The organism is Leptospira yasudae (assembly GCF_003545925.1).
Taxonomy (GTDB): Bacteria; Spirochaetota; Leptospiria; order Leptospirales; family Leptospiraceae; genus Leptospira; species Leptospira yasudae.
This window is the reverse complement of the sequence record NZ_QHCU01000002.1, coordinates 423,143-449,614: the sequence shown is the minus strand read 5'-3', so window position 1 is coordinate 449,614 and position 26,472 is coordinate 423,143. Positions and strand designations below refer to the sequence as shown.

Sequence of the window (26,472 nt, the reverse complement as noted above, 5' to 3'; positions counted from 1 at the left end):
AAGAAAACCTGGAATTGTAAAGAGCAATCTCTACTTAACTTTTAAAACGACCTTACCCATCGAGGTTCCGGATTGAAAGTATTTCAAAGCTTCATCGATGTTTTCAAACGGAAAGGTTTTACCGATATGCGGCGCGGATAGATTCAACTTGACGAGGCCGTTCAGATGTTTGGTCAATTTTTCGACCTTTTCATACAACCAGATCAAATTGAAACCCATAACGGCCTTGTTATCCGAAACCATTTTCATCGGATCCAATTTCGGCCTGGAAAGATATTTATAGGCGAGAACGGGCCAATTCACTCCGCTTCCCCCGCCCATCATTTCGGCTGCTCCATAGACGATCATCCTTCCCATAGGGGCCATGATATCGTAACTTTCCTGAAAAATTTTTCCTCCGATGCACTCCAATACGAGATCCAGATCCTTACCCGCCAAAGCTTCCTGCAAGTCCTTGGCGAATCGATCCGAACGTACGATCTGCTTGTCATACCCTTCTTTCTTGAGAAGATCGATCTTGGCTGGAGATCCGATCGTTCCGATCGTATATGCGCCTAATTTTTTCGCGATTCGATTCGCAAGAATTCCCACTCCTCCCGCGGCGCTGTGAATCAGAACTGTTTGACCTTTCTCCAAATCCCCCAAAGCAACTAACGCATAATAGGCGGTCAATCCTTGAACTAAAAAGCCCGCTCCTTGATCGAAATTCCATTTGGACGGAAGTTTAAAAACATATCTTGAATCGATATTCAAATGGGAAACGTAACCGCCGAATCGGGTTACACCCATGATCTTATCTTTTTTCTTAACGTTCTTTACCTTTTTTCCGGCTGCGATTACGACTCCTGAAAATTCCAATCCGGGTATAAACGCGCCTTGCGGGGTCGCACTATACAATCCTTGAATCGCAAACAAATCGGCAAAGTTCAACCCGATCGAATGAACTTCGATCTGCACTTCATTTTCGCCGGGCTCGGGAAGAGTTTCGGTTTCTAATCTTACGTTTTCAAGAGATCCTTTTTTACGAACAATGGCTATGGTTCTTTGCATGAGAGGAGGTTATAAGAATTCAAAACGGGAGAGCAAGAAAAAATTTTTGAGCGCAGCAAGAATTCGATTTTATCCGCATGTCAATCGAATCTTGCGGGAAAGAATTTTATCCGAGAAATCAGATCCTTGTTTTTTAGGATAAAGTTCCTTCCTGCGTTTTTTTCTTTACGAACGTAGTCGTTTCATTTCGAAAAACAATCGAAAAGAATCGATCAACTTTGTTAAAAAATCTGCCGCTTAACCGACGGACATACTGAAACGAAGCCACTCGCTTCTTTATCAAAACGAATTCAATTATCCGAATATTTTCAAGAAACGAAAAGCGCCTTTCTAAAGAATCATCGCCGAGGTAGAAAGCGGCCCGCCTCGGCTCACAATCTTTCACTAAAACTCGGGAGAATAAAATTCCTTCTCCTTACCTCGAGGAGCGATCGCAAATCGGTATTTGCGTTTCGAGTGAAACTCGGGATTAAACCAACGAACTTCATAAACCGCCATTCCGTTCGATGAATCTCCCTGCAATCGAATGTCCAACTCTGTTCCGCTATCATTCACCATTCTCCCGTCTTGTTGCAGAGTTTTCCATTCTCCTTTTTCTTCCTTATATTGAATGGAGACCAAGGCTTGATGGAATTGAATCTGAGAAGGATTCACATCCTGATAACGAAAGATCCAATGTTTTTCCGAATTCTCTTCCGCCAAAACCAATCGAGGAGCTTCCTTTAATTCTCTGTTGCCTTTCGCTTCACGCTTTTCAGGCATATAACTCTTCGTATCGAGTTGAAATTCCCATGATTCCGGAAAACTTTCCTTGCCACCTTCCGCAGGCATTTGTTTTACAAGATCCGCAAGATGAGCTTGTAAGAAAGGTTGTGTCGCAGGTCCGTAGATCGTATGACCGCCTTCATAGTGTTGTTTCGAATATTCTTCCGGCGTAGTCGTATAACCGAAATAACCGTTCGTGCAGGACAGCACGGAAGTTTGAGTGATCGATTCCTTGCTTTTGGAAGTTCTTTGTTTTTCAGCTTCCAAAGCCGCACTGGAGAATCTTCTTCCGGATTCGTTCGTAACTTCAAACGGAACCGCAAGCAAAGCCGTATCTCCGATTCTCGCCGATTGAAGAATCATCCGATGAGGAAAATTCTTTTTTGCTAATACGATGTATTGAAAGAAAGAACCCGCGGTTCGTTTATGCCCCTGACAGCCGCCGGTAAAAATATAACGAGGCCAACCTTCACCCCAAAACGGAAGCCAAAATAAAACCGGTGTCATCCCGTCTTCCGCTCCGCCGGTTAATGCGGTTCCAGCAACGGGTCTGCTGCAAAGTTCCGCATCACCCATCTTCGGATTTTCGTAGACGTCCACTTCTTTGGAATTGTAAGAATATGTAATATCGGAACTCAACTTCTTTCCTAAACTCTGAAAGAGTTCATAAGATTTTTTTGATATTTCATAACCGATTCGTTTAGACTCGATAAAACCCTGCATATCTTCCCGATAATCGGGAGAATTGTCTCCGTGCGTCGCGTTCGAAACGGCATGCAACGGTTCCCAGTCGGTTTTAAATTCTTCCTTGATCCTAAATTCGAGTTCTCTTTCCGGATACGCGAATACGTCCGCATTTACGACTTTGTTCCAAGAAGGAACCGTCGTTCCGTGGATCGAATACGTCGTATAAACCGCAAGAGGTTTAAAACTTCCGTCCTTATCCTTGGCGTCCACGCGAATCATCGTCATTTCCGGGTTGATCGCGTCGTAGATCTGTTCGGTTTTGATTTCATCGATGCCCGAATTCTTATTCGCGGCATAAGCTTCGATCGAACGGTTTCGAGTCAAACCCCATACATTCAATTTTCCTGTTGCGATTTTAGCGGGTTTTGCGCTTTGATACGCTTCCAAAACCGCGTCATAGATTCGATTCTCCAGAAACTCATACCATTCTTTTTCAAAGCCCGGTTTGTTTCCCGCAAACTCGTTGTAGAAATTATTTTCATAAAAATTTCCCGGAGCCGAGTGTGTATGGGTTCCCGAAATAACGATTCCTCCAAGACTGATATCCGTTTTATCCGCAAGCCGTTCCGCAAGTTTATGATGCAATAATAAAGAACCGGAAAGTAAATCCGTTTGTATAAGAACCAAGGGAGAATGTTGATCTCTCCGAATATAAATCACTCGCGCGTATATCTTCGTTCTAAATCCTTTTTCCGTATTAGCGAGCATGGAATAACCCGCAAGAGGAAGTCCGGGCGGCGGAGTGATATCGACCTTTACCGCACCCGCAAAGATGCCTTTGGTGTTCGATGAAACGGAAGGTTTTTTATTTTTAATCACGTAGGTCGTAGAATCGCTGCAACCGATAAAGCCGATCGAAGAAAACGAAACGAATAGAATCGCGATAAGCGAACGGAAATAATAAATTTTCAAATTCAAAGTCCTCCGGGTGAGTTGTTCTATAAGATGTGTTCCGAAAAATCAAGATGGTTTCGATCGAAACGCGATATTTTAGCCGAAATTCATTATAATTCACTTATTTTCTGATTTCAAATTGGACCCCTCGTAGAACAAAAGACAAAATACCTTAAAGGTTTTATATCAAACTGTATGAATTTTTGGAAAAGACTTCGATTTTATTTTTTCAATTTCTACCCGCCCTACTTCGGAGCAGGGATTCGATACAAACGAATGAGCAAGGATTTTACCCATTTCCGTCTTTCAATGAAACTCCGTTGGTGGAACAAAAACCTCGTAGGAACGCATTTCGGCGGTTCCTTGTATTCCATGTGCGATCCGTTTTACATGCTGATTCTCATGGAAAACTTGGGAGAGAATTATATCGTCTGGGACAAAGCCGCAACGATTCGTTTTATCAGCCCGGGTATGGGAAAGGTTTACGCGGACTTTGAAATCCCGCACGAAGAGATCGAAAAAATCCGAAGAGAAGCGGACGAAAAGAGAAAGTTAGACGCATTCTTTCAAACGAAAATTTACGACGCGAAAACCGGCAAAATCGTCGCAGAGCTGGACAAGGTCGTTTACATTCGAAGAAAAGAAAGAATCAAAAAGGAAAAAGATTCAAAATAAGTAATATAACTTTTTGATTTCCTTTTCCTCCAAACTCGGAAGAATCATTTCCGCTCCGACGAAGATCGCATAGGCAAGCCTTGCTTTTTGCTCCGCTTGCCTGTTATTTTTGAAAAGTTCGAAATAAACTTCCTTTAAAAAAGAAATCCGCTTCCGATCCACTCTCTCCTGAACTTTTTTCACCTTAGAATTTCGAAAGGCCCAAGCGCGAATCGCACGTTCCGCGTTTTTAGAAAGACCGAAGGTCAAAGATCGAAGCGTTTTCAATCGGCTTTGCGGAGAAGACTCCGAACCTGCAAGAACGATAATATCGTCCGTAAAGGTCTTTTCCCAATAGATCAACATTCTTTGCGAGAAATCCTCGCGATTCTTAAAATGATGATAGAAGGAACCTTTCGTCAGTTTCAGTTTTTTACAAAGGGATTCAATGGTTAGAAATTCTTCGCCTTTGTGATACAAAAGATCCAATCCGGCCACGATCCAGTCTTCGGAGGATAACATAAATTCGAAACAGCTCCGAAGTTAAAAAGCGAACAACGGAATCAGATACACGATTCCGCCCGCAAAAAACAGAACGGAAAGAACGTGAACCATCACGGAATTCACCCTGAGAAAAATGAATTGTTCGATCAAACGTCCCCACCAGAAAACGGAAAAGCCGATCAAAATACATTTCCCCAAAGAAGAAGACAAAAGCTCCGTGGGAAAAAAGAAAGTTACGCCCGCCATAAAAAGGAAAAGATAGATAAGACGCAGATTTGCGATCTGCAGAATGGCGCGGTTCGCAAAAGAAACGCGCTTCAAATCCTCTTTCCAACGGAAAATCTTCCAAAAGAAAACGTGAAATACGGCAAAACCCAGACTGTGAATCGTTCCTACAATAAGAAAATCTTTCGGTTCCATGACGATTCTCCTTATCTTAATCCTAACGCGAAGAATCGGCGTTGTCAACGTTCATACCATACCTTATGGTATGTTTTTACTAAAAAAGATCGATTTATTCTTATTCTATTACGACCTGCTATATTTAAACTCTTTCTAAATCGTTTACTTTGAACAAACTTTAGATCTTTACGGCCTTTTTTTCCCGAATCCACTGGATGACAAGAATGAGAAAAGAGGCGATAAACATAAAAAATCCGGTGAACAAAAAGAAAAGTTTAACCGCAGTTATAGTTCCCGTAAACGCCGCCAAACCTTCCGGAACCGTAGGCCAAGCGAAGAGAAAATAAAACATGAGAGAATTCTCAAGAAGATCGAATAACAAAAAACCGTATGCAAAAAGACCGAGAGAAAGAGGCAGATTGACTTTGCGGGCGGCTTTCGTATAAATTCCGCCGAAACAGAACGCTAACGGAATCGGGAAAATCATATCGATGACGTCGATCCAGAAATACAATCTTCTACCGGTTTCCCCATATACTCCGAAAACTTCGATAAAATCCTTTGCTCCGGAAAAAGGTCGGAAATCCATTTTTTTCGGAAGCATATTTCCATCGGCAACCGGAATGAACTTTTCCAAAATCTGCATTCCTTCCGCACAAACCATCGCCGCAACAAACAAAAGTAAAATCGATCTGACCGAAGTGAATCTAAGGAAGACTTGACCGAGATTTCGAAACGAGGATGCGGAATCCGATCCCAAAAGAAAAACCGTTACGATCCAAGAAATCGGCAACAGAGGCCCGTGTGGTATATAACGAAAAAATAATGTGGATCCGATCATCAAAAAAGGAAGAATCAAAAACGTAATTCCGACCGCTTTCTTTTCGGGCCTTGTTTTAAAACCCAGATACCCGAATGCGAACAAAAGAAGAAAGATACTAGGCGCTTCGATCCAGCGAAAACCTACGTTTCGGAATAATTCTCCGAAATAACTTCCTCCCCAATATGCGATCGCATCACCGAAGATTGCAATCGAGAGAATCACAAGAACCACGCGAAAGGCCATTGTCGCTGCGTTCGGAAAGAAACCGTTTCGTTTTAATTCCAATAATCCGAAGAGAATTCCCAGATGAACCAGGATCGCCATTCTCCCGAAAAAATAATAATCGGACATTTCAGGCGCGAAATCGGCTCGAAAGTCGAATAAAGCCCGAACGTATGTTTGAGTTTTTAGAAGATAAACGGGAAAAGATTCTCCGTTCCAAATGAGGGATTGAACGGGTGCTAAAACCGAAACCAGAATTGAAGCAACCAAAGAAAAGAATACGAAAATTCTCATAGATTTCTCCGAAAGAAATTATTATCTTGATATCAAGATACTTGGAGCCAAAACAATCACGCATTTATCTTGACGTCAAGATATTTTCTGAAAATAAGGAATTATGAAGCCCAAAAAAACCGAAGACCACGTCGATTTTATCCTGAAACAGTGGGCCGATGAGCGGCCTGATTTAGATATGACGGCCATGGGCACGATCGGGAGAATTCATCGGCTCTCTTCGATTTTTTTCTACAACGCCCATAAGGAAGTTTTTGAAAGCCACGGACTTGCAACGCCGGAGTTCGACGTGATGGCCGCCCTGCTCCGCAGCGGAAAACCGTATAAAAAATCTCCGGGAGAACTTCTTTCCACCCTGATGATCACATCGGGAACGATGACCAATCGCATCGATCGACTTGAATCGCTGGGTTGGGTAAAACGAGAATCCGACCCGAACGATCGAAGAAGCGTTTTGATCGGATTAACTTCGGAAGGAAAACTCGTGATTACGAAAACGCTTTTAGATCACGTAAAAAGCGGACAGGCATTGATGAGTTGTCTAACGGAAAAAGAACACGCGGATCTTTCTAAATTATTGAGAAAACTTCTTTTGAACTTTGAAGAATGAATTCGATTCGAAAGACGGAGGGCGAATTTCATTCAGCCGGAGTAAATCCGACTGAATGAAATCTCTTGGTAAAATCAGTTGTAGTTCGGATAATCCGAATATCCTTTTTCACCGGGAGTATAGAACGTACTTTGATCCGCGTCGGCGAGAGTCTGATCCGATTTCAATCTGGAAACGAAATCAGGATTGGCGATAAACGGCCTTCCGAAAGCGATCAATCCCGCCTTATTCGATTCGAGATCCGATTGTGCGCGAGTCTTATCGTAACCGCCGCTCAATATTATAACATTCTTAAATTGATTTCTGATCTTTTGAACTACGCTTTCGGGAACGGGAGGTGCGCCCATCGCGCTATGATTCACGAGATGAATGTATGCTAAACCGACATGATTCAATTCTTTTGCAAGGAGTTCGTATTGCTCTTCGATTCCGTCAAACGCTCCCATCTCATTAAAGACTCCGTAAGGAGAAATTCTAATTCCGGTTTTCTCTTTTCCGATGGCGGATGAAACCGCACGCGCGACTTCCACCGCAAATCGAATCCGATTCTCATTCGAACCGCCGTAGGAATCGGTTCTGCGATTCGAGTTCGGATTTAAGAATTGTTCGATCAAATATCCGTTTGCGCCGTGAAGTTCCACGCCGTCAAACCCCGCTTCGATCGCGTTCTTTGCAGCCTGAACAAATTCTTCGATCGTTTTTTGAATATCTTGCGAATTCATTTCGCGAGGAAGAGCGTAAGGCTGCATCCCTTGTGCATCGGTCCAGTTTTCTCCTGAGAGTTGAACCGCGGAAGGCGCTACTAACTCGGCGCCGCTCGGAAGATTTGCCGTACTTCCGACCCGACCAGTATGCATCAACTGAACGAAAATCTTTCCGCCCTTTGCGTGAACGGCTTTAGTCGTAAGTTTCCATCCTTCCACTTGTTCTTTGCTGAAAATTCCGGGAATACGCGAATATCCCAATGCGTTCGGAGAAGGCGCCGTTCCTTCCGTAACGATCAACCCCGCACCGGCTCTCTGGGAATAATATTCCGCCATGATCGAGTTGGGAACGTTGTTTAAAGCGCGGGATCTCGTCATGGGAGCCATTACGATTCTATTTTTGAGGTCGATGCTTCCGAGTTTTGCCGACCCGAAAAGGTCTACGGAAGATTTAAATTCTACGTTCATTTTTTATTCTCCTAAAAATGAAATTGGGATTTTGTACTTAGACAAAATGTAACAAAAAAAGTTACTTTTTTTAATGGGGAATTTTTCGGAAAAAACGGTTTTTTCGTTTGTTTTAAATGCAAACGATTCAGAAAATATTATAAATCAATAATATTATTTCTTCTTAAAAGCGAGAAAAGGAGGATCCTCAATCGTTCAATCCCGCTTCGATCGCCTTTGTTGCGGTCGGAATGAATTCTTCGCTTTCATTCCGAACATCTTGCTTATCCGTTCTCTCGAAAATGAATAAAGCCGTATTCCTTTTGCATCGATCAAAATTTCTACCGAACGAACCGATCGGAAGGAGAATTTGCTTCCGTAACGATCGACCCAGTGTCCGCAAGCGGAGAATAATAAGTTACCATCAATGAATTTGGAACATTATCGATCGCTCTCAATCTTGGGAGCGGAGCCATTACGATTTTATTTTGAAGCGGAACGTTCCCGATCTTTGCGGATTCAAAAAGATCGGTTGCGAAATCAATTCGAATGCTGACTTTGAAGTTCCTAAAATGAGATTTAACGACCTAGATAGATGGAATTGTTAATTTTACCGAAATGAACCCTATTTTTGTTTCTCAATCTAAAATAGGAAATTTAAAAATCGTTTTTAAAATGGAATCATTCTTCATTTAAGAATATTCTAAAAATATAAATTACCAAATAAAAAAGCCCTCCGATATCGAAGGGCTTTTGCTTACCGTTTTATTTCTTAATGATTAGAAAGAAAACGAAAAGATTTGGTCGATGGCAGTTCCGTTCACGATTCCGGAAAAAGAAACGCTGAAACTTCCGCTTCCAACCGGAGCAGATGGGCTTCCGCTTAGGCTAATGCTCGAAGAATAACCGTACTTCACATTCTGAAGAGTAACAGTTTTAGCGGTACCCGCTGTGGTTCCCTCATATTCGGTGATCGTTATACCGGACGGTGAACTAACGGTTGCGTCAAACTTAGAATTGGAAGAAACTCCGGACGCAGCGTTTTGTCCGCTGTATGTTCTCGAATAAGTGACCGCCGCGCTTCCTGCGGATATAACCGCATATTTCGCGATCGCATTGTAGAACGAACCGAAAACCTGCTGTAATCCTTCGCAAGTGGAGATGCTGGAAGTCGTACTCGGCGGATTCTTATAGTATTGAATCATTGCCAAATAATCGGCGTAAAAGACTCCGTAATTCGAAAAAGCGATATTTGCACTCATATCACTCGTTCCTGAAAATGTCGTGCTCGTTCCGGATCCGCTGAAAGAAAGAGTTCCGTTGGAAAACGTAGCGCTTCCTTGTGTTCCCGAAGGAGCAAGTGTTGAAATTGCGCAGTTAGGAATTCCTAAAGCAACTCCGAATGAAGTGTTGGATTGGGTCGTAACTCCGGATCCACTCACGTCTCCCGAAAAAGTCCAAGTTCTAGTCGGGGTGCTTCCGGATGGAGTCGCAGTAATCGCCGTTAGGTGAACAGGATTTTCCTGTTTTTCTTTTTGTAAAGAAGCAAGCTGAGAAGCGACATCACGGACGACAACAGGGTCCATTCCGTTTTCAAAAATGTCGGCTACGAGCATTTGTTCGGTTTGAGCTTCGTTCGAAGCGGTCATACCGCCGCTGGTCTGAGCCGCCGAGGCCGCACCCACTACACCGTTCGCGGTTGCGCTCGCGGTTTTTTGTTCCGGTGATAATCCGTTTCGAGTATTCAAAAGTGCCAACAAAGCCAGATTTTGAGTCGTATCGTCTTTCGAATCCTTTTTGCAAGCGGTGATTGCTGCGATTAAAATCATCGCGAGCAGCATACCTTGATGCTTTTTCATAATTTTCTCCTGGAGGTTTTAGAGTCCTTCCTATTCTTCCCCGGTTCAATATGAACAAAGACATCGGAAAATATTTTTTTATTATGGAATTATAAATTTAATAAATTATTGCCACTTTTTTAAAACGACTTCCATTTCCTTCCCGCTTCGAAACAGCTTTATTGATACTTCTTCGTTTAACAGAGCGATTTCGCGATAAAATTCCGCGGAAGAATTCACTTTTTTGGAATTGATATGCGTTATAAAATCGTAACGTTGAATTCCCGACTTTTCGGCAGGAGAATCCTTTTGAACATAACTCACGATCACACCAAGCGGATGCGGAAGTTTTAACTTATCAATCAGATGAGGAGTCACAAACGGAATCTCCACGATTCCTCTTTGCGAGCGAATCCGATTCTCCCTTAATTGAGCCGATGATTCCAAGAAATTGGAAACGTGACCTACGGGAATTGCGAATCCGGGTCCGATCGGCTGATTCCCTATCGTATTATAAGTAAATCGTTGAACGCCGATTAGGTTCCCTTGGATGTCGATCACTGCGCCGCCGGACATGCCCGGATAAATCGGCAAACTGAGTTGAACAAACCCTTTTTCCGGATGAAACGGATCCACCTTTGCCCTTTGTGAAAACGCAACCACACCCGTAGAAATCGAATCCGGAAGTCCGTACGCGGCCCCGAACGAAAGGTAAATCGTACCTTCCTTAGGAACATTCAGCTTGGGAACGGCGATGAACGGATTCTTATTGTCGTTCGTTTCCGATTCCAAAAGAGCAAGATCCGCATCCGCATCCTGTTTAATCACCTTCGCTTTCAAACGTTTTCCGGATTTACCGGGTTGAATGATGAATTCTTCCGCTCCTCGAATCACATGCTGGCAAGTGAGAATATGTCCTTCTTCATCGATAAAAAAACCGGAACCGATCGGAGTGGAATTTTCCGTGCTTCCTTTGGGAAACACGCTTACCGTTGCGGGTGAAATTTTGTCGATCAATCCGTTCAATCGGTTTTGAAGATGGAGCGAAACGTTCAGGCTTTCCTCATCCAACTTGTCGGTTTCGAAAGAATTCTTCGAACAGGCGAGAAAGCTCATACAAAGAAAGAAAAGAATGAATGCGGTTTGTTTCATATTTCGTTTTAAACTCCGAAGGTCCGATCGGATTACTGGTCGTTTTTTCTATCGTTCCTAAATCAAAACTCGGACATTGGAAAGATCTTTACAGTAAAAAAACATTTTTAAGAATGCGAGAATTCTAAATTCTTTCGAGTGATCGATCGATTTGAAAATATGGAAATCGTTCAACTATTCCCTCTTACGGCGATGTTTGCGAATCTTGCGGCGTTCTTTGCGTTGTGGAAAGACAGGGATTCGTTCGGAAATTATTTTCGGATTCTTCTCATCGTATTGGCGGGAGGAAATCTTTCCCTTTTCTTTTTACTCGCGTCCTCATCGTCCGATCAAGCCTACTTCTTCTTTCACGTATTTCGTCATTTCATCTTCTTCGTACCTCCTCTTCTATTGTGTCTGAGCAGAATTCTTTCGGGAAGAAAAGTGAAATCACCAATGACAGTAGGGGTGATCGCGGTCGCAATCGGATTGATTCTTTTGATCGAATTGGATTATTCATCCTCAACAAAATCCGTTCTTATCCGCGAATGGAAATTTTATGCATGGGGTTGGTTTCCCGTTTTAGAAAATCAAGCTCGGATCTTGGTGGGAGGTTTTTTCGGGATCGGTTTTATTCTTTCTTTGTTTCTTCTTTTAAAACCGAAAGACGCGCCCGTCCAAGGTTGGATTCCGTTTTTGGTTTTATGTTGGTGGTTAGGATTAGGAACGAACTTTCTTCCTCTTTTCGGATGGAACGTCTTTCCGCTCGGAATGGGAGCGGATACGATCGTAAGCGTTTTCATTTCCGTTTATCTTTCACGCGATCGCGCCGATTCTCTCTTTCACAAGGTTGCGGAAATATTGGCGAGTGCAAGCGTCGCACTCGGTTGCGGATCTCTTTCCATACTTTTTTTAAGCGGAGAATCCACTCGAATCCAAACGATCTTTCTTTCCGCAATCGGAGTCGGCGCCTCTTGGATCGTGTTGCGTTTATTTCGGAAAAAGGAACATTCGGAACTTCTGGATCTGGGTTCCTTAACGCAAAAAGGATTAACCAAACAAGAACTTAGAATCTGCGAACTCATAACGGAAGGTTACACTCGAAAGCAGATCGGTTTCTTTTTAGGAATCGCGAACGGAACATTAAGAAATCATTTAGTGAATCTGTATGAAAAAACGATCGATCGTGAAAAGAATTCCGGCTCCAAGGATAAATTCCAAAGACTGACCGTATTTCTGCATTCCTATAAGAAACCGTGACGATCGTCACGGTGTAAAATCCGATTTGTGACGACCGGACTATGGCGTGTTTTGCGAATCCTGTTAACCTCTTTCTCGGAGGTTTCTATGGAAACAAATTCAATTCCCGTTTACATTTCCGCGTTCACTCTCGCATCCTGCGGAATGATCGTCACGATCCTATCGATCTTTTTTCTGCGAAAGGACGTTTCGAACCCGTCGCACAAACCCGCATACGGATTCCTTGTCGTTTTAGCTTTTTTAATCGGACAATGGTTTTTGGGGTTTCAAGGATTCTTCTTTCGATTCGATCTTCCTCCTAGACTTTTGATCGGCGTCTTATCGACTTTGACGCTCTTTCTAGGATTCGGATTTTCAGAACGAGCCCATCGGATTCTAACCCGGTCCGGATCGATCCATCTTTGTTTATTTCAGGTCTGGAGAATTCTTCCGGAAATCCTGATCGTTCTTTTAGTTCGCGAGGGTTTGATTTCCGACATCATGACGATCAAAGGTCGGAATTTCGACATTTGGGTTCCGATCACCGCGCCGGTTCTTTTCCTTCTCGTATCCAAAGGAATTCTTTCCAAGAAATGGATCATCGGTTGGAACACGGCGGCGATCGCCGTTTTGGGACTGACCGTCTTTACCGGGATCGCGTCCGCTCCGTTTCCGTTCCGAATCCTTTTTACGAATCCGCCTAACGTCGTCGTGACGGAATACCCGGTTTGTTTCCTGCCTTTGTTTATGGTTCCTCTCGCCTTCGCGGGCCATATACTCGGGATCGCAATCGGCTGGAAAGAATGGAAGGCGGAAGGAAACATGGGCGTATCAGGTTCGGCTTAAACGAAATCAATTTAAACCGAAAACGAGAAGGACGATATTTATGGATTATATTGAAACCTTTGAAGGGGAAAGAGCGGCTCAATACGAAAATCGGATCGGAACGATGATTCCATTCTATTCGGGAATTTCCGAATTGGTTGCGACTTCGATTTTGAATTCGGTTCCGGCCGGCGAAAAAATTCTCGCAGCGGGCTGCGGAACCGGTGCGGATTTTCGAGCCCTTCTAAAGATCGCGCCCGATCGTTATTCGATCACCGGTGTGGATCCTTCTCCCGAAATGATTTCAATCGCGCGTAAAAATTTTCCGAACGCGGAATTGATTTCTTCTCCGGTTTCAGCTTTGGATCCGAATCGCAAATTCTCCGCGGCGACGCTTTTATTCGTGCTTCACTTTCTTCCGGACGACGGGGCAAAACTTTCCCTGCTCCGCGATATTTCCTCCCGATTGGAACCGGGAGGAATGTTCCTCTTATTCGATCTTTATGATTCGCAAGCAAGAATGGAAATCGTTTTCAATGAACTCGGCTTATATTTAAAAACGTTTCAAGGCTGGGAAGAAGAAGCTCTGAAAACGTACATTCAAAGAGTGAAAGATTTAAAAAGAATTCCGAGCGCCCGATACGAGGATTTGTTTCGCAAAGCGGGCTTTCAGAATTTCAAACAAATTTTCCAGGCGTATCACGTGGGCGGCTGGGAACTGAAACGATAACTTTCGAATATTCTAAAATTAGAATTCGTTTATCGTTCCGAAAATCTTCTTAGAACCGGCGTTCCGTACGGATACGATTCGTTGAGATGGCCGATAAAACCTTCGTATGTGAACCAACCGGAGGAACCGAATTCGTTCGGAGCCTTTTCAATGTGCATTTCCTGAGCGGGCATAAAGCTGAATCCGATCAAAAAAAGTTTCTTACCGTTCTTCGCTTCGGCCGAATCGAGAATCATCGAAACGTGTCCGATTCCGCCGGTTTCATTTTGAACGAAAAGGTCTCCCGGTTTCAAATCCTTTTCCGTAACGACCGCCCCGCCCTTCTTCAAAGAATAGGAATTGGAGGAAGCGAATGCCTTTCTTAAAAAAGAAGAATACGAAAGACCGCTTTCTTGAAATCGTTTTCGATTTCCGTTGTAATCGAAAAGATAGAGTCGATTTAGATTGCCGGTTTGTTTATGATATTCCGCCCAAACCCGCATCGAATAATCGGCGCATTGTTCCAAATCGTCTTTGAATAAAAGGGGAAGATCCAGAACGGCGATCGTGTCATATCTGCGAATGATGTTTTGTTTTTTATAGGTCCAAAGAGTCGGTTCGTTTTTTAAGGGAAGATTCTGAACGAAATCGGAAAAAGAATTCTTAGGAAAAACGATGCGAGAGGCTCCCGCCGGAAGACGAATCTCGTTCACCTTTGTCGGAGTCGGCTCGGCATCAAGACATCCGGCAATCGGAAAATACAAACCGATCGTGATCAACAATGAAGATACTTTACAATTCGAAACGAGACCCATCGTAATTCCTTTAACAATCTCTATCTTTCCGGAATACCGAAAAACGTAAATCTAAGACCGGTTTTGATCCGGTTTCGGTTTCCCCTTTTTTCAGGAATCCGTTGAACAAAGAAGTCATCCTTTTCCATAAAATCTTAGAATTTCCATAAAAAAGAAATCGGCCAAACGCAGGTTCGGCGGCTTTTCTGCTTGAATTTTCAAAATCTCGTTTTGATATTTTAACAAAAGAAGAGTTATGAGTCGGTTTGAACCGGATCGTGAAAGAGCGGACTTGCATCGGATCACATCGAAGATTCGAAACGGTTCGCACAAACAAGGGTCTCGCGATACGAAATTGGAAAATTAAAATTTTTGTATATTCAGGAACTCTTATGGAATTCGCATCTTCGATCCTTAGCGCGATACTCTTCGCTTTATTTATTCTTCTTTTCCCGTGGCTCGCAATCCGGCTTACGCAAAAGATCAAACTGCTCGGAATCCTGGGTTCCGTTTCGATCTGTTACATTGCGGGAATTCTTTTGGGAAACCTGATCCCTCATTCGTGGATTCCGAAATCGGTCCCCCTTACCATCGCCGATATTACGATTCCTCTTGCGATTCCTCTGCTTCTAAGTTCGACCGATTTTCGAAAAGGGTTCGGCGAAGCCAAACTCGCGCTCTTCTCCTTCTTTTTATCCGCAGTCGCTGTTGCGGTATCCGCCTCGATCGCAGGATACGTATACGCGGGAACGCATCCCGAATCCGCGAAAATCGCGAGTATGCTTTCGGGAATGTATACCGGCGGAACTCCGAACCTGAACGCGATCGGCTTGGCCTTAAGCGCGAATAAAGAAACGATCGCGCTGGTCAATACGATCGACGTCGTCATCGGCGGGATCTATCTTCTCTTCTTGCTGACTTTTGGAAAAAAATTCTTTTCGTTCTTTCTGAAAAAAGAGGAAGCCAAAGACGTTCCGATCGAAGAAACGGAATCCTCCGCAAAGGAAGACGACAAACTTCCGTTGAAGAAAATACTTCTCCCGAACGGGATCGGCCTGTTATTGGCGACGCTGGGTTTCGGAGTTTCTGTCGCGTTTACTTTTTTGATCTTCTCTTCTTTATACGCGCCTTCGATCCTTCTCGGAATCACGACCTGGGGAATCGGAATTTCCTTTCATTCCAAAGTGCGGCAACTTAAAACATACGAGTTCGGAAGTTATCTGATTTTGGTCTTTTCGGTCGCGATCGGCTTTCTCGCGGATTTGGAGGAATTGAAAAAGGATTTCGGTTCCGTGTTTCTCATCTTAACGTCGATTCTTTTCGGAGCGATTCTGCTTCATCTTCTCTTGGGAATTCTCTTTCGAATTCCGGTTGATACCTGGATCATTACTTCCGTTTCCAGCATCTACGGACCCGCGTTCGTTCCGTCGGTTTCGCAGGCGATCGAAAACAAAGGCGTTTTAGTTGTGGGAATTCTCACAGGATTGATCGGATACGCGTTAGGAAATTATCTAGGAATCGGAATTCATTCCGTTTTGATTGCGATCGGAAGTTAGGATTTACTTTTTCGTTTCGCAGGTCGGATCGAACGTTAAAAGAAGATTCTTAAAGAAAGAATTGAGAACTTCTCTTCCCCGCACTTGCAGGTCTCTTTGCGAAGGAGAAATGTCCGCTTGAATCTGCAGACCGTCGAATACCGCAAGAATGGTGCGAGCGATCAAAACGGCGGGCATAGAATTTACGATGCTTCCTTGATTCTGTCCTTCTTGAATCGTCTTTGCGAAAACGGATTCAAGAGAATCGTAAAAGGCAACGATTTCCTTTTCCATACTTCCTCCGCTGGAAGTCGCTTCGGCAAACAACCGAGGAGAACAATTCCCTTCGATCGTAAGACGATTCGCAAGTCGTTCCAGATATTCCTTCATTCTCAGATGCGGAGAAAGAGAAAGAACTTCCGGATCTTGAAATCCGAAACGTTCGAGATTTAAAAATTCACGAATCAGCGTGTCCCGGATTTCTTCCTTACTTTCAAAGTGGAAGTAGATTCCGCCCTTGGTCAAACCGGCAGTTTCGGCGATATCTTGAACCGATGTCTTTTCAAAACCCTTTGAAAAAAAACAACGCATCGCCGCAGAGAGAATCGATTCTCTCCGAACGTCTTCGGGTAATTTTTTCCAGCCAAGAGTCTTTGACATTGCGAAATTCTCCCTTTCATCTTCGGAACCACTTTCCTCAGGTCAAACGAATTCGCTTTTCCAGGTAAAAATAAATACCAACCGGTAGGAATTAAAGTTTGACAAACAATTCTCCATAAATACCGATGGGTAGGAAATAAATTCCTAACTGGAGAATTCCCATGTCCCAACCCGTTTCCCCGCTCTCTCAAAGCCTCACATTGCCCAACGGCCAGGTTTTAAAGAATCGAATCGCCAAAGCGTCAATGGAAGAAAGTTTAGCCAATGACGATTTTCTTCCTGGAAAGGGAATGATTCGTTTGTATGAACGCTGGGGAAAAGGCGGAGCCGGACTTCTTTTGACCGGAAACGCCATGGTCGATCCGACCGCACTGACCGGACCGGGGAACGTCATTATCCGAGACCAAGGAAAATTGGATTATTTCAAACGATGGGCCGAGGCGGGAAAATCGGGCGGCTCTAAAATCTGGATGCAAATCAATCATCCCGGCAGACAGGTTTTCAGTTTTATTTCGGAAACTCCGGTCGCCCCTTCCGCGGTGAAAGTTCATATTCCCGGAAGAATGTTCGCGAAAGTTTTCGGAACTCCGCGCGCCCTCACCGAAGACGAAATCAAAAAAATCATCGATCGTTTTATTCAAGCCGCGGTCATCGCGGAAAAAGCGGGCTTCGACGGAATCGAAGTGCACGGCGCTCACGGTTATTTGATCAATCAGTTTCTTTCTCCATTGACCAATCTTCGCAAGGATCAATGGGGCGGTTCTCTGGAGAATCGCGCGAGAATTCTTCTCGAAATCGTAAACGGAATCCGTGCATCCACCCAAAAAGAATTCGGAGTCGGAGTAAAACTAAACTCTGCCGATTTTCAGGGCGGGGGTTTTGCGGAAGAAGACGCGATCCAAGTCATTCAAATGTTAAATCAATCTAAATTAGATCTTCTTGAAATATCGGGAGGGAACTACGAATCTCCCGCGATGCAGGGAGGAGAATCCAATGGAACGCGCAAACGCGAAGCGTATTTTTTGGATTTTGCGAAAAAGGCGAGATCGATCGCCAAGATGCCTTTGATGTCCACGGGCGGTTTCCGTTCCAAGAATATTATGGAAAATGCAATTACTTCCGGCGCCATCGACCTGATAGGAATCGCGGCTCCGTTCGCGTTCGACCCGGATTGCGCTTCTCGAATTCTTTCCGGAAACGCGGAAACGATCGAATTCAATCTTCCGAATCTTTCCAATCCGGTTTTCAGTTCTCTTTCGAAAATGTCCGCCATCAAATTTCAGTTCCGAAGAATGGGACAAGGAAAAGAACCGAGAATTCCTCGATCGATGATCGGCAACTTACTTTGGGAACAAATTCGCGCCAGGAGGAACGCTAAGAAATATAAGGCTCTGTTCCAAAATTGAAACAGAGTTCTGAGGCCTAATCTTTTCGATAAGAACCTCTCGCCAACCGCGAGTGGGTTCTTGCGGATAAGATTCTTGATAATGCAAAATCAGGTTTTGAAATCCGCCCGAACGAATAGTGTGTTTGGGAAGCGCTGTAAGAAATTTTTAGCGTAACCTTCTTTGACGAAGTAAAGAATTGGGATTTTTTTATGGAATCGAATGCATCAGTTTTTCAATCACAACGAAGAATCCCGCTAACACAAAAACCGCACCGAACATCCATCTTGCTTGCGAGGCGATGGATTTGTGCAAATCCGCGATCGTTTTATGCATACCTGAAATTTCTCTTTGCATTTCCGAAATCGCTTTCTGATTTTCCGCGAGAATTCTAAAGATGGTTTCGTTCGATCGGCGCATTTCTTCCCGGATTTCTTTGAGTTCTTGTCTGACTTCCTTTTTGAATTCGGCGATTTCTTTGCGAACTTCTTCTTTAAACGCGGCATTTTCCGCGCGGATTTCCGCAATTTGATGATCGATTCGAGATTGAATTGAAACGAAATCTTGGCGTATTTCCATTTGGAACGAAGAAAAGTCTTCCTTCAGATCCGCCTTAAAGGACAGAAATTCTCCGCTCAATCCGGTTTTGAATTCAAGAAAGTTGATTTTTTGTTTTCCCATTTCTTCGGTTAACCGATGTTCAAAGCGTTCAGAAGAAGATTCCAAGAGTTGTGCGCGAGAAACCGTAAAAACGGAATTTAAGAAATCCACGAATTGATCGATACCGTCGGCCCCAAGGACCTCTTCCAATTTTCTGGGAATTTTTCGGATCAACTCCGTAAGCATAAATTACGCCTCCTTGCGAGGAGAATGCAACACAATTTCTGCATTCCCTCGCACGAAAGCGGTTCCCATACCCGTTCTTAAAAGGGAATGAATCGGATTTTTTCTTCGAGTCTTAGAAAAAGAAAATTTATATTTTTATAATATGATTATCTTTTGATCGCTTGAATCAATCGATCCGGATAATCGCTGATTATACCGTCCACACCCGCATCGATCAATCTTCTCATTTCATCCGGTTCGTTCACCGTCCAAGGGATCACGGAAATTTTATGAGAATGCGCCTCTTGAACGAACGCTTCGGTTACATATAAGAAATACGGAGAAATAATATCCGCTTTTACTTCGATCGTTTTTTTCAACGCGTTTTCGCGGGTGGAATTTCCGAATCCCAATTTCATCATAGCGCCTTGAAAGTATGTTAAGGAAAAAAGCGCGCTCGTTTTGATCTTCGGATTTTTTTCTTTTACGATCGGCAACGCTTGTATGTAAAACGATTGGATCGTTGTTCGATCCGCAACGTTTGCATCTTCGACGGCTTTAACCAAAAGAGTTACGTGATCCCTTACCTTCTCTATAGGAAGTTGAGCCTTGTCATCGTTCGGGAACTTCGTTTCGATATTGAATTTGAGTTTCGGCCGATTCGGATTCTTCTTTTCCGCGTTTGCGACGAGTGCGAAAAATTCTTCAATCGTAATCAGTTCGGTTCCCGGAACGGAGACTTGTTCCGGATATTTCGGATTTTTTTTAGTTCCGCAATCCAGTTGTTTCAATTCCGCCAAAGTCAAATCGTATAATGAAACGGAAGAAATCGGAGTTCCGTCCTTTTTCTGACATATCGTTGGATTGGTTTCCGAATCGTGATGAATTACGATTTTCTTATCTTTGGTAAGAACCGTGTCCAATTCCAAAGTCGTCATCCCGTAACGGATCGCCTCCTCGAACGCAGGCCACGTATTCTCCGGTTTTAAACCTCTTGCGCCCCGGTGTCCCTGCAAATCCAAAATACCGTCTAACGGTTTATTGACGATCGGCGCGCTCGAACAGGAAGTCGCGGCTGCGTAAAAAAGAACCACGAAGAAAATCTCGAAAAGGAATCTAACTTTGATTTTGGAATTCATCTTAGCCAGAATTCTTTTTTCTTTTCGAAAGTAGGAAAGCTTTTTTTGATCCTCTCGGCGTGAATCGGATTAAGAATTCTCGGTTTACCGGGAGTATATCCTCTGGAAGGAGGAGAACTGATTCTGATCGACGGAAAAATCGCGGGAGCCATCGGTGTTTCCGGTGGAACTTCGATCCAGGACGGTCAAGCGGCTCGCAGAGGTTCGGAAGCCGTTCGAGAATGGCGAATCCTCCCTTCTTTCGCCAAATTCTTGTTTGGTGAAAGAAGATTCCGGACTAGGGCTTTGCGATTCATCGGTTTACATCATTGAAAACGCGTAAAGAAAACTCGATACGATCGGATTGAAGTCAATTCTTATTAAAGATGTCTGATTTCTGCCGGTTGCGAACCCCAGTTGTTGTGAAGTCCGTCCGCATACCAGACGGGAGATGCAATCAATTCCGAAGGTTCGGCGTTATTTAGTGTGGATAAACTAATGCTTACAAAAGCCCCTCCGATCTCCTCGATATAACCTCGAGTAAACGTTCTGATTCCGCAGTTTTTGCAAAAATGATGCGTAGCGCTCATCGTTCCGAATTGATAACTTCCTAATTCTTTTTCGTCCGAAAGCATTCGGAACGCTTCCGGTTTTACGATTGCGCTCCAATTTCTCACCTTGGAACAAAAGGAACAATTGCATTTGGAACTTCCTTTCGACAAATCCAGTTCCACCTCGTAACTCACCTTACCGCAATGACAACTTCCGTTATATTTTTTTAAAGACATATTCGATTTCCTTAATGATTGACATTTCCTTCCTAAAATCAGAATGTCATAGATGAAAAGCGCCTTCAAGTTCAAAAGTTTCTTCGCATTAAAAAGATTTATTCGGTTTGACCTTAGTTTTTTCAAAGTTGCCAAAAACTGTCATATATCACCGACACCCAAGATGAAGATTAAAAAGGACAAACCGAGAGGAATATTAAAAACGTCCGATACACTCATTCACTCGGAACATTTTCGATATACTCCGGGAAATCATCTTCAGCATTTGATCGAACATTACTGGACAGTTCGTTGGGACCTCAGAGGCAAGGAACCGTATCTTGCGCAAACGCTTCCTCATCCGAGCGTCCATCTCGTTTTAGAAAAAGGCAAATCAAGAATTCAAGGAATCATTGAGGGAAGATTCTCCACGTTGCTGGAAGATAAGGGTTCTGTGTGGGGAATCAAATTCAAACCCGGCGGCTTTTACCCGTTTTTTAAAAAACCGATGTATTCGTTTACCAATCGTTCGATTCCGATCGAGTCCGTCTTTTCGATCAAAACTTCTGAATTGGAAGAGAAAATTTTATTCGCTGAAAACGACGAGCAGCGAATCGAACAAACGGAAACGCTTCTATTTTCAAAACCGCCGAAAGAAGATCCGAACGTGCGATGGGTTCAAGAAGTCGTAGATTTCATTCTGAAACAAAGCGATATTTTGAAGGCGGACGACGTCGCCAGAAAATTCGACGTAAACCTGCGGACCTTACAAAGGCAATTTCATCGTTATGTGGGAGTAAGTCCGAAATGGGTGATTCAACGCTATCGATTGCACGAAGCCGCGGAACGGCTGGAAAACGGGGAAAACATAGACGGAACGAGACTTGCATTGGAGTTGGGGTATTTCGACCAATCCCATTTTATACGGGATTTTAAATCCATGGTGGGAATTTCGCCGGAACAATATTCAAAACAGCTAAAGTTCAAGGATTAGGGTTTTCCGCAAGATCGATCCTCATCAATTTAAAATCGTAAACGAAAGTCAAATACGCTTCGAAACAAATATTAAAACCGTCCAAGGTTCTCAAAAGAATCCTACGCTTTAGCTCTCCGTCCGGTCCTAAAACCGTCAAAAGAAATCGATTCTCCGCTCCGTAGCCGTCGTAAACATATTCGACAAACGCGATATTCTTTCCGTCAAAGGTGAAGAACTTTCTGAGTTCGCCTTGAATCGGATATTCTGCGGTCCATTCTCCATTTCGGTTTAAAATAGTGACGTGTTTATAATCCTCCGCAAAGACGATTCGATCCTCGGTTAAAAAAACGGGGAGATTCGGATTCTGACTTTTGTGCGGACCTAAGATATCGGTACAAGTCTTATCGTATATTTTTACGATCCGAAATTCCGGATCGGTGAAATAGGTCTTATCGTAACCGAAACAAAAAAGATAACCCTCGTCGAAATTCAACGGAGGAGCGTTCAAAAAATGAATCAACTCCACGCCGCTATCCTGTTTTTCCTTAAACTCGATCAAGCCGTTTCTTTGCGGATTTTCGATCTTCGCATAATAATAAAACGCATTCCAGCGTTCGTCGATCCAAACAGGATGCGCGAATGATTTCCAATCCGCCAACGGCTTAAACTGGGGATCGAACATGCAAAATCCTTTCATCGTGATCGGTATCAGATTCCCCGTTTCGTCGAACAACATCCTCCCCGAAAAAATTTCTCCGTTGGGAAGATCCAATACGCGGATTTCTTTTTGCCGGAGAAGATCATAAACGACGATGGAGCGGTCCTTCGCCAAATAGAGAATGTCTTGATGAATCGTTACATCAAAGTTATGGACCGTTCTACATTCCGAATAATCCCGCTCCTTGGTCGGATCGACTTCGTAGCAGGAAAATTGCAGAAGGAATTCTCCCAACTTTTTTCCGTTTAAATCGTGAACAAGCAGCTTATCGGGACGATCCAAAAGGGAAAACGGAGTTTCCTGAACTCCGTGCAAAGAACAAACATATCCGGCTTTCCAAAACAAAATCGGCGCTTTCGGACCGCTTTGAAACGGAGGAAGAATATTCGTTTTCCATAATACGTTCCCGGTCTTGACTTCGATCGCACTTAAATAGTGTTTTTCTTCCTCTTCCGCAGTCCAAAGAACGATTCGATCCGCATTGATGGAACAACTTTCGATCGTCTGCGTTCCTTTCGGAAGAGTAAGGATCGAAACAGCGCCGTCGTGAAATCCTTGTTCGGTTATTTTTTTATGTTCTTCCGGAAAATTCTCGGAAAACCACGTTTCCAACCAATACTTGATCGAATTATCAAGATCGATCGGTCTTTCCATATACAATTTCTTTAATGTTTTTCGTTCGTCGTGCTCTATCTTTTGAAGGCAGGATACAGCGAAACCGTAGGGAAGAATCTGCTTTTCGTCGAATCGGATCGCAAGAAGTTTATCGAGAGTCGGATTTTCCACGATCTCTTTTTCCTTGCCCTCGAGCAGTTTCGCTTCCTGAATATAAAACTCGGGATACGTGGATCTTGGATCGCCCGTTCCCCTGCTTTGAATGACCCACAAAGAAGCGCAGGTTTTGCATTTATAAATGTCGGGGAATACCTGAGCCCCGTGTTCGACAATATCTCGAATCGGAAAATCGTATGAATAGCGGTCTCCGCTCAGAGTTACCCTTCTGAAAAAAGTCGTTTCACCATTCTTGCAAAAGATACAGCTCATCTCCGGTCTATCGGACCGCAAATCGACTTCTTTGCAAAGAAATAAACGCAGATTTGATTTCGGTTTAATGGATCTTAAACTCGTTCTAAATGCGCCGGGTTTTTTATAGGAAATGGCAAGAAATTTCCCTTTCGGATTTCCTTTTTCGAATTCTGTGGTATCGTTTTTTTCTCATTGAGCGCGACTCGATATGATTCATCAGTATATGGACTCTACCACGTTTTCCAAAAAAGAATCGGGCTTTCGTTTCACATTCTTCGATTCCTTCTTTCGATTCTTATTGTCTCCTATTGCGTCGCTTAAGTCCTTCCTTCGGAATTTATTCTTAGCGAAAGGATGGTTGGCTCTTTCCGATTTGGAAGAACAGAAAAAGATCGAAGTTCTTTTGGATCATCTCTTTCAGGTTTTTGAAGATCTTTCCGCCGGACATTCTCTTTCCGAAATTCTTTTTACTTTGGCTCAAGCGATCGAAAAATACAGTTCCGATATTCACGCAAGCATTTTGTTAATCGACCACGATGGAGTCACTCTCAGACATTGTGCGGCGCCGAGCCTTCCCAAAGAATACTGCGATTTCGTGGATGGAGAAAGAATCGGTCCGGACTGCGGCTCTTGCGGAACGGCGGCTTATACGAAAAAACTCGTCGTCGTCGAAGACATACAAAACGATCCGCTTTGGCTAAGATATAGGGACACTGCGAACCGATTTCATCTGCGCGCTTGCTGGTCTCATCCGATCGTATCTCCCAGCGAACAAGTATTAGGAACGTTCGCGCTCTATTATTACGAACCGAAACGTCCGTCGGAGCTGGATCTAAGATTGATTCATTCTCTGGCTCATATCGCCGGTATTGCGATCGAAAGAAAAAGAATCGAAGACCTTAAAACGGAAAGCGAAGCGCGTTATCGTTCCCTTGTGGAACAAGCTTCTGATACGATCTTTCTTACGGATCGGGAAGGAAGATACGTCGAAATCAATCCGAGCGGCTGTGCACTGTTAGGTTATACGAAGGAAGAATTTCTAAAACTTCATCTATGGGATGTGATCGAACCCGAGGATCTAAAAAAACAACCTCTTCGAGTAAACGATTTGAAAACCGGAAAGCCGGTTTTGACCGAAAGAAGATTGGTCCGCAAAGACGGAAGCATCGTTCCCGTGGAAATCAACGCGCGTTATTTGGAAAACGGGTTTATTCAAGGAATCGTTAGAAACGTTTCCGAAAGAAAGGTGACCGAAGAGATCGTAAGACAAGCACAAAAAATGGAAAGCATCGGCCTTCTTGCGGGAGGAATCGCGCACGATTTCAATAACTTACTCACGATGATTCTCGGAAGCGCGGAAGTTATGGAACTCCGGATCGATAAAAATTCCGATTTGAATAAACACATAAATAGAATCATAGAAGCTGCAAAACGCGGAGGCTCGATCACCAAACAGCTTCTTCTTTTTTCAAGGCCGGGCTCCTCCGAACTCAAACCGATTTCCATTTCGCATATCATCAAAGAAGTAACTGATATTCTTGCTTTTTCGCTTCCGAAAAACATCTCGATCGAAACGAAAATCGATCTGACAAAAGGAATCATCTTAGGCGACAGCGGACATCTTCATCAAGTGATTCTTAACCTGGCGTTGAACGCGAGAGACGCGATGCCCGACGGCGGCAAAATTACGATTCAAGAAAGCGTCGTTACGGGAGAAGAAGTTCGTAAGAAATTCATCTCCGGAACCGCCAACCGATACGTCTCTATTCAAGTCTCGGACACGGGAAGAGGAATGAATTCAGAAACGAAGTCGAAAATTTTCGAACCCTTCTTTACGACTAAAGAGCGTGGAAAAGGAACCGGCTTAGGTCTTTCGATCGTGGATACGATCACTAAAAATCATTTCGGCTTTATCGACGTCGAATCCTTCCCCAATCATGGAACGAAATTTTCTTTATTCTTTCCGGCCGTTACCTCGGGCGAAGTCGCCGATACGGATAAAGTAAAAAAACAAACCCGACTGAGTGCGAACGTATTGATTGTAGACGACGAAATTATGGTTTTAGACGTTCTCAAAGATATTTTGGAGTTATCGGGCTGCAAAGTTTTTTCGGCGAACAGCGGAAAACAAGCTTTGGAACTCTATCAGAATTCGAAAGACAAAATCGATTTGGTCATTACGGATCTGGGAATGCCCGAAATGAACGGCGATATCCTTTTTACTCATCTAAAAAGAATAACTCCTTCCATTAAGGTGATCGTCACCTCCGGTCATATAGAACGGGATAAGAAGGAGAAATTATTGGAACAAGGCGTCGTCAGCATATTAGACAAACCTTATAAAATAGAAGCTGTTCAAACGATCATTCAGGAAACTTTAAAAATCGCCTAATTCTCTCCATACTTATCCTTCAGTTTACAATCGGTTTCGCATAAATTGTAAAAGACAGAACAGTTCGCAATCGCATCCGCTGCCGGATTCAGACTTTGATTCGATACCGAAGCGGAAGAATTTCTTAAGATCAAAGCCGAAAAACAAAGCTGCGACCGTTCTTTGCACGTGTTTTCACAACGTTCTTTAGAAGTTACTTGATTACAGGAGACGGCAAAAAAAACCAACAAAAGCCAAAAATGGAGGATTGATATTTTATTCATAATTCGATCGTATTACGAATCCGATCTTCAATCAAGGAAGTATATTATTCTTTCTGCATCTAATTATAAGCTGAACCGTAAAGAGGCCGCAATTTTTCCACATTTGCATAAGGGACACTCACTAAAAAAACTTCTTCCGTTCTATTCGATTGCAC

25 protein-coding genes and 1 pseudogene are annotated in these 26,472 nt (G+C 43.5%); 10 read left to right on the top strand and 16 right to left on the bottom strand.

Annotated features, from left to right (window positions below):
* Positions 1-30: 30 nt before the first annotated feature.
* A complete protein-coding gene (locus tag DLM76_RS07355; protein ID WP_118964800.1) occupies positions 31-1,050 on the bottom strand; it encodes a synaptic vesicle VAT-1 family membrane protein in 1,020 nt (339 codons plus the stop codon).
* A gap of 384 nt (positions 1,051-1,434) precedes the next feature.
* Positions 1,435-3,480: a neutral/alkaline non-lysosomal ceramidase N-terminal domain-containing protein gene (locus tag DLM76_RS07345; protein WP_241548198.1), complete on the bottom strand. Its 2,046-nt coding sequence runs from the start codon at positions 3,478-3,480 to the stop codon at positions 1,435-1,437.
* A 171-nt stretch (positions 3,481-3,651) separates the two neighbouring features.
* On the opposite strand from DLM76_RS07345, the gene DLM76_RS07340 reads away from it, so the two are divergent.
* Entirely contained in the window at positions 3,652-4,131 is a 480-nt protein-coding gene (locus DLM76_RS07340; RefSeq protein ID WP_118964798.1) for a DUF4442 domain-containing protein, read from the top strand.
* Here the strand turns inward: DLM76_RS07340 and DLM76_RS07335 are convergent.
* The 3 genes from DLM76_RS07335 to DLM76_RS07325 form a co-directional block, all read right to left on the bottom strand.
* Entirely contained in the window at positions 4,123-4,632 is a 510-nt protein-coding gene (locus DLM76_RS07335; RefSeq protein ID WP_118964797.1) for a TetR/AcrR family transcriptional regulator, read from the bottom strand. The two genes, DLM76_RS07340 and DLM76_RS07335, sit on opposite strands and share 9 nt — an antisense overlap.
* 21 nt (positions 4,633-4,653) lie before the next feature.
* Positions 4,654-5,034, bottom strand: a complete 381-nt coding sequence (locus tag DLM76_RS07330; RefSeq protein ID WP_118964796.1) for a hypothetical protein — start codon at positions 5,032-5,034, stop codon at positions 4,654-4,656.
* Positions 5,035-5,194: 160 nt separating this feature from the next.
* Positions 5,195-6,355, bottom strand: a complete 1,161-nt coding sequence (locus DLM76_RS07325; protein WP_118964795.1) for a hypothetical protein — start codon at positions 6,353-6,355, stop codon at positions 5,195-5,197.
* A gap of 103 nt (positions 6,356-6,458) precedes the next feature.
* Between DLM76_RS07325 and DLM76_RS07320 the strand changes: the two genes are divergently transcribed.
* Positions 6,459-6,965, top strand: coding sequence for a MarR family winged helix-turn-helix transcriptional regulator (locus tag DLM76_RS07320; RefSeq protein WP_118954218.1), 507 nt, complete (start codon positions 6,459-6,461; stop codon positions 6,963-6,965).
* Between the two features lie 74 nt (positions 6,966-7,039).
* Here DLM76_RS07320 and DLM76_RS07315 read toward each other — a convergent pair whose 3' ends face one another.
* The 4 genes from DLM76_RS07315 to DLM76_RS07300 form a co-directional block, all read right to left on the bottom strand.
* A complete protein-coding gene (locus DLM76_RS07315) occupies positions 7,040-8,137 on the bottom strand; it encodes an alkene reductase (RefSeq protein WP_118964794.1) in 1,098 nt (365 codons plus the stop codon).
* A 320-nt stretch (positions 8,138-8,457) separates the two neighbouring features.
* A complete protein-coding gene (locus DLM76_RS22145; RefSeq protein ID WP_118954220.1) occupies positions 8,458-8,661 on the bottom strand; it encodes an oxidoreductase in 204 nt (67 codons plus the stop codon).
* Between the two features lie 234 nt (positions 8,662-8,895).
* The gene (locus DLM76_RS07305; RefSeq protein ID WP_118964793.1) at positions 8,896-9,975 is read right to left on the bottom strand and encodes a hypothetical protein; all 1,080 of its coding nucleotides are present in this window, start codon (positions 9,973-9,975) and stop codon (positions 8,896-8,898) included.
* 105 nt (positions 9,976-10,080) lie between these two features.
* Positions 10,081-11,106, bottom strand: a complete 1,026-nt coding sequence (locus tag DLM76_RS07300; RefSeq protein ID WP_118964792.1) for a S1C family serine protease — start codon at positions 11,104-11,106, stop codon at positions 10,081-10,083.
* Positions 11,107-11,265: 159 nt separating this feature from the next.
* Between DLM76_RS07300 and DLM76_RS07295 the strand changes: the two genes are divergently transcribed.
* The 3 genes from DLM76_RS07295 (at position 11,266) to DLM76_RS07285 (ending at position 13,879) form a co-directional block, all read left to right on the top strand.
* Positions 11,266-12,345, top strand: a complete 1,080-nt coding sequence (locus DLM76_RS07295; RefSeq protein ID WP_118964791.1) for a helix-turn-helix transcriptional regulator — start codon at positions 11,266-11,268, stop codon at positions 12,343-12,345.
* Positions 12,346-12,432: 87 nt separating this feature from the next.
* The gene (locus DLM76_RS07290) at positions 12,433-13,170 is read left to right on the top strand and encodes a hypothetical protein (protein ID WP_118964790.1); all 738 of its coding nucleotides are present in this window, start codon (positions 12,433-12,435) and stop codon (positions 13,168-13,170) included.
* Between the two features lie 40 nt (positions 13,171-13,210).
* Positions 13,211-13,879, top strand: a complete 669-nt coding sequence (locus tag DLM76_RS07285) for a class I SAM-dependent methyltransferase (protein WP_118954225.1) — start codon at positions 13,211-13,213, stop codon at positions 13,877-13,879.
* Between the two features lie 29 nt (positions 13,880-13,908).
* Here DLM76_RS07285 and DLM76_RS07280 read toward each other — a convergent pair whose 3' ends face one another.
* The gene (locus DLM76_RS07280) at positions 13,909-14,673 is read right to left on the bottom strand and encodes a DUF4846 domain-containing protein (protein ID WP_118964789.1); all 765 of its coding nucleotides are present in this window, start codon (positions 14,671-14,673) and stop codon (positions 13,909-13,911) included.
* A 371-nt stretch (positions 14,674-15,044) separates the two neighbouring features.
* On the opposite strand from DLM76_RS07280, the gene DLM76_RS07270 reads away from it, so the two are divergent.
* Positions 15,045-16,208, top strand: coding sequence for a DUF819 family protein (locus tag DLM76_RS07270; protein WP_118964787.1), 1,164 nt, complete (start codon positions 15,045-15,047; stop codon positions 16,206-16,208).
* 3 nt (positions 16,209-16,211) lie between these two features.
* Here DLM76_RS07270 and DLM76_RS07265 read toward each other — a convergent pair whose 3' ends face one another.
* On the bottom strand, positions 16,212-16,847 hold the full coding sequence (locus DLM76_RS07265) for a TetR/AcrR family transcriptional regulator (protein ID WP_118954229.1): 636 nt from the start codon (positions 16,845-16,847) through the stop codon (positions 16,212-16,214).
* A 161-nt stretch (positions 16,848-17,008) separates the two neighbouring features.
* Between DLM76_RS07265 and DLM76_RS07260 the strand changes: the two genes are divergently transcribed.
* Complete coding sequence (locus tag DLM76_RS07260; protein ID WP_118964786.1) at positions 17,009-18,253, top strand: NADH:flavin oxidoreductase/NADH oxidase family protein; 1,245 nt, start codon at positions 17,009-17,011, stop codon at positions 18,251-18,253.
* 189 nt (positions 18,254-18,442) lie between these two features.
* On the opposite strand, the gene DLM76_RS07255 is transcribed toward DLM76_RS07260, so the two are convergent.
* Both DLM76_RS07255 and DLM76_RS07250 read right to left on the bottom strand, forming a co-directional pair.
* Complete coding sequence (locus tag DLM76_RS07255) at positions 18,443-19,078, bottom strand: LA_3696 family protein (protein WP_118964785.1); 636 nt, start codon at positions 19,076-19,078, stop codon at positions 18,443-18,445.
* Positions 19,079-19,224: 146 nt separating this feature from the next.
* Entirely contained in the window at positions 19,225-20,196 is a 972-nt protein-coding gene (locus DLM76_RS07250; RefSeq protein ID WP_118964784.1) for a glycerophosphodiester phosphodiesterase, read from the bottom strand.
* A 63-nt stretch (positions 20,197-20,259) separates the two neighbouring features.
* On the opposite strand from DLM76_RS07250, the pseudogene DLM76_RS21875 reads away from it, so the two are divergent.
* Positions 20,260-20,418, top strand: a pseudogene (locus DLM76_RS21875) (heme-binding protein); the annotation flags it as partial.
* Between the two features lie 137 nt (positions 20,419-20,555).
* Here DLM76_RS21875 and DLM76_RS07240 read toward each other — a convergent pair.
* Entirely contained in the window at positions 20,556-20,963 is a 408-nt protein-coding gene (locus tag DLM76_RS07240; protein WP_118954232.1) for a GFA family protein, read from the bottom strand.
* Positions 20,964-21,126: 163 nt separating this feature from the next.
* Between DLM76_RS07240 and DLM76_RS21870 the strand changes: the two genes are divergently transcribed.
* Positions 21,127-21,936 (top strand): AraC family transcriptional regulator, encoded by an 810-nt coding sequence (locus tag DLM76_RS21870; RefSeq protein WP_118954233.1) that lies wholly within the window; start codon positions 21,127-21,129, stop codon positions 21,934-21,936.
* Here DLM76_RS21870 and DLM76_RS07230 read toward each other — a convergent pair.
* Entirely contained in the window at positions 21,926-23,680 is a 1,755-nt protein-coding gene (locus DLM76_RS07230) for a hypothetical protein (protein WP_118964783.1), read from the bottom strand. The two genes, DLM76_RS21870 and DLM76_RS07230, sit on opposite strands and share 11 nt — an antisense overlap.
* 190 nt (positions 23,681-23,870) lie before the next feature.
* On the opposite strand from DLM76_RS07230, the gene DLM76_RS07225 reads away from it, so the two are divergent.
* On the top strand, positions 23,871-26,054 hold the full coding sequence (locus DLM76_RS07225) for a hybrid sensor histidine kinase/response regulator (protein WP_241548197.1): 2,184 nt from the start codon (positions 23,871-23,873) through the stop codon (positions 26,052-26,054).
* On the opposite strand, the gene DLM76_RS22140 is transcribed toward DLM76_RS07225, so the two are convergent.
* Positions 26,051-26,317 carry an LA_0364 family Cys-rich lipoprotein gene (locus DLM76_RS22140; protein ID WP_118964781.1) on the bottom strand — a complete coding sequence of 89 codons (267 nt, stop codon included), beginning with the start codon at positions 26,315-26,317 and terminating at the stop codon, positions 26,051-26,053. The genes DLM76_RS07225 and DLM76_RS22140 overlap by 4 nt on opposite strands.
* Positions 26,318-26,472 lie beyond the last annotated feature (155 nt).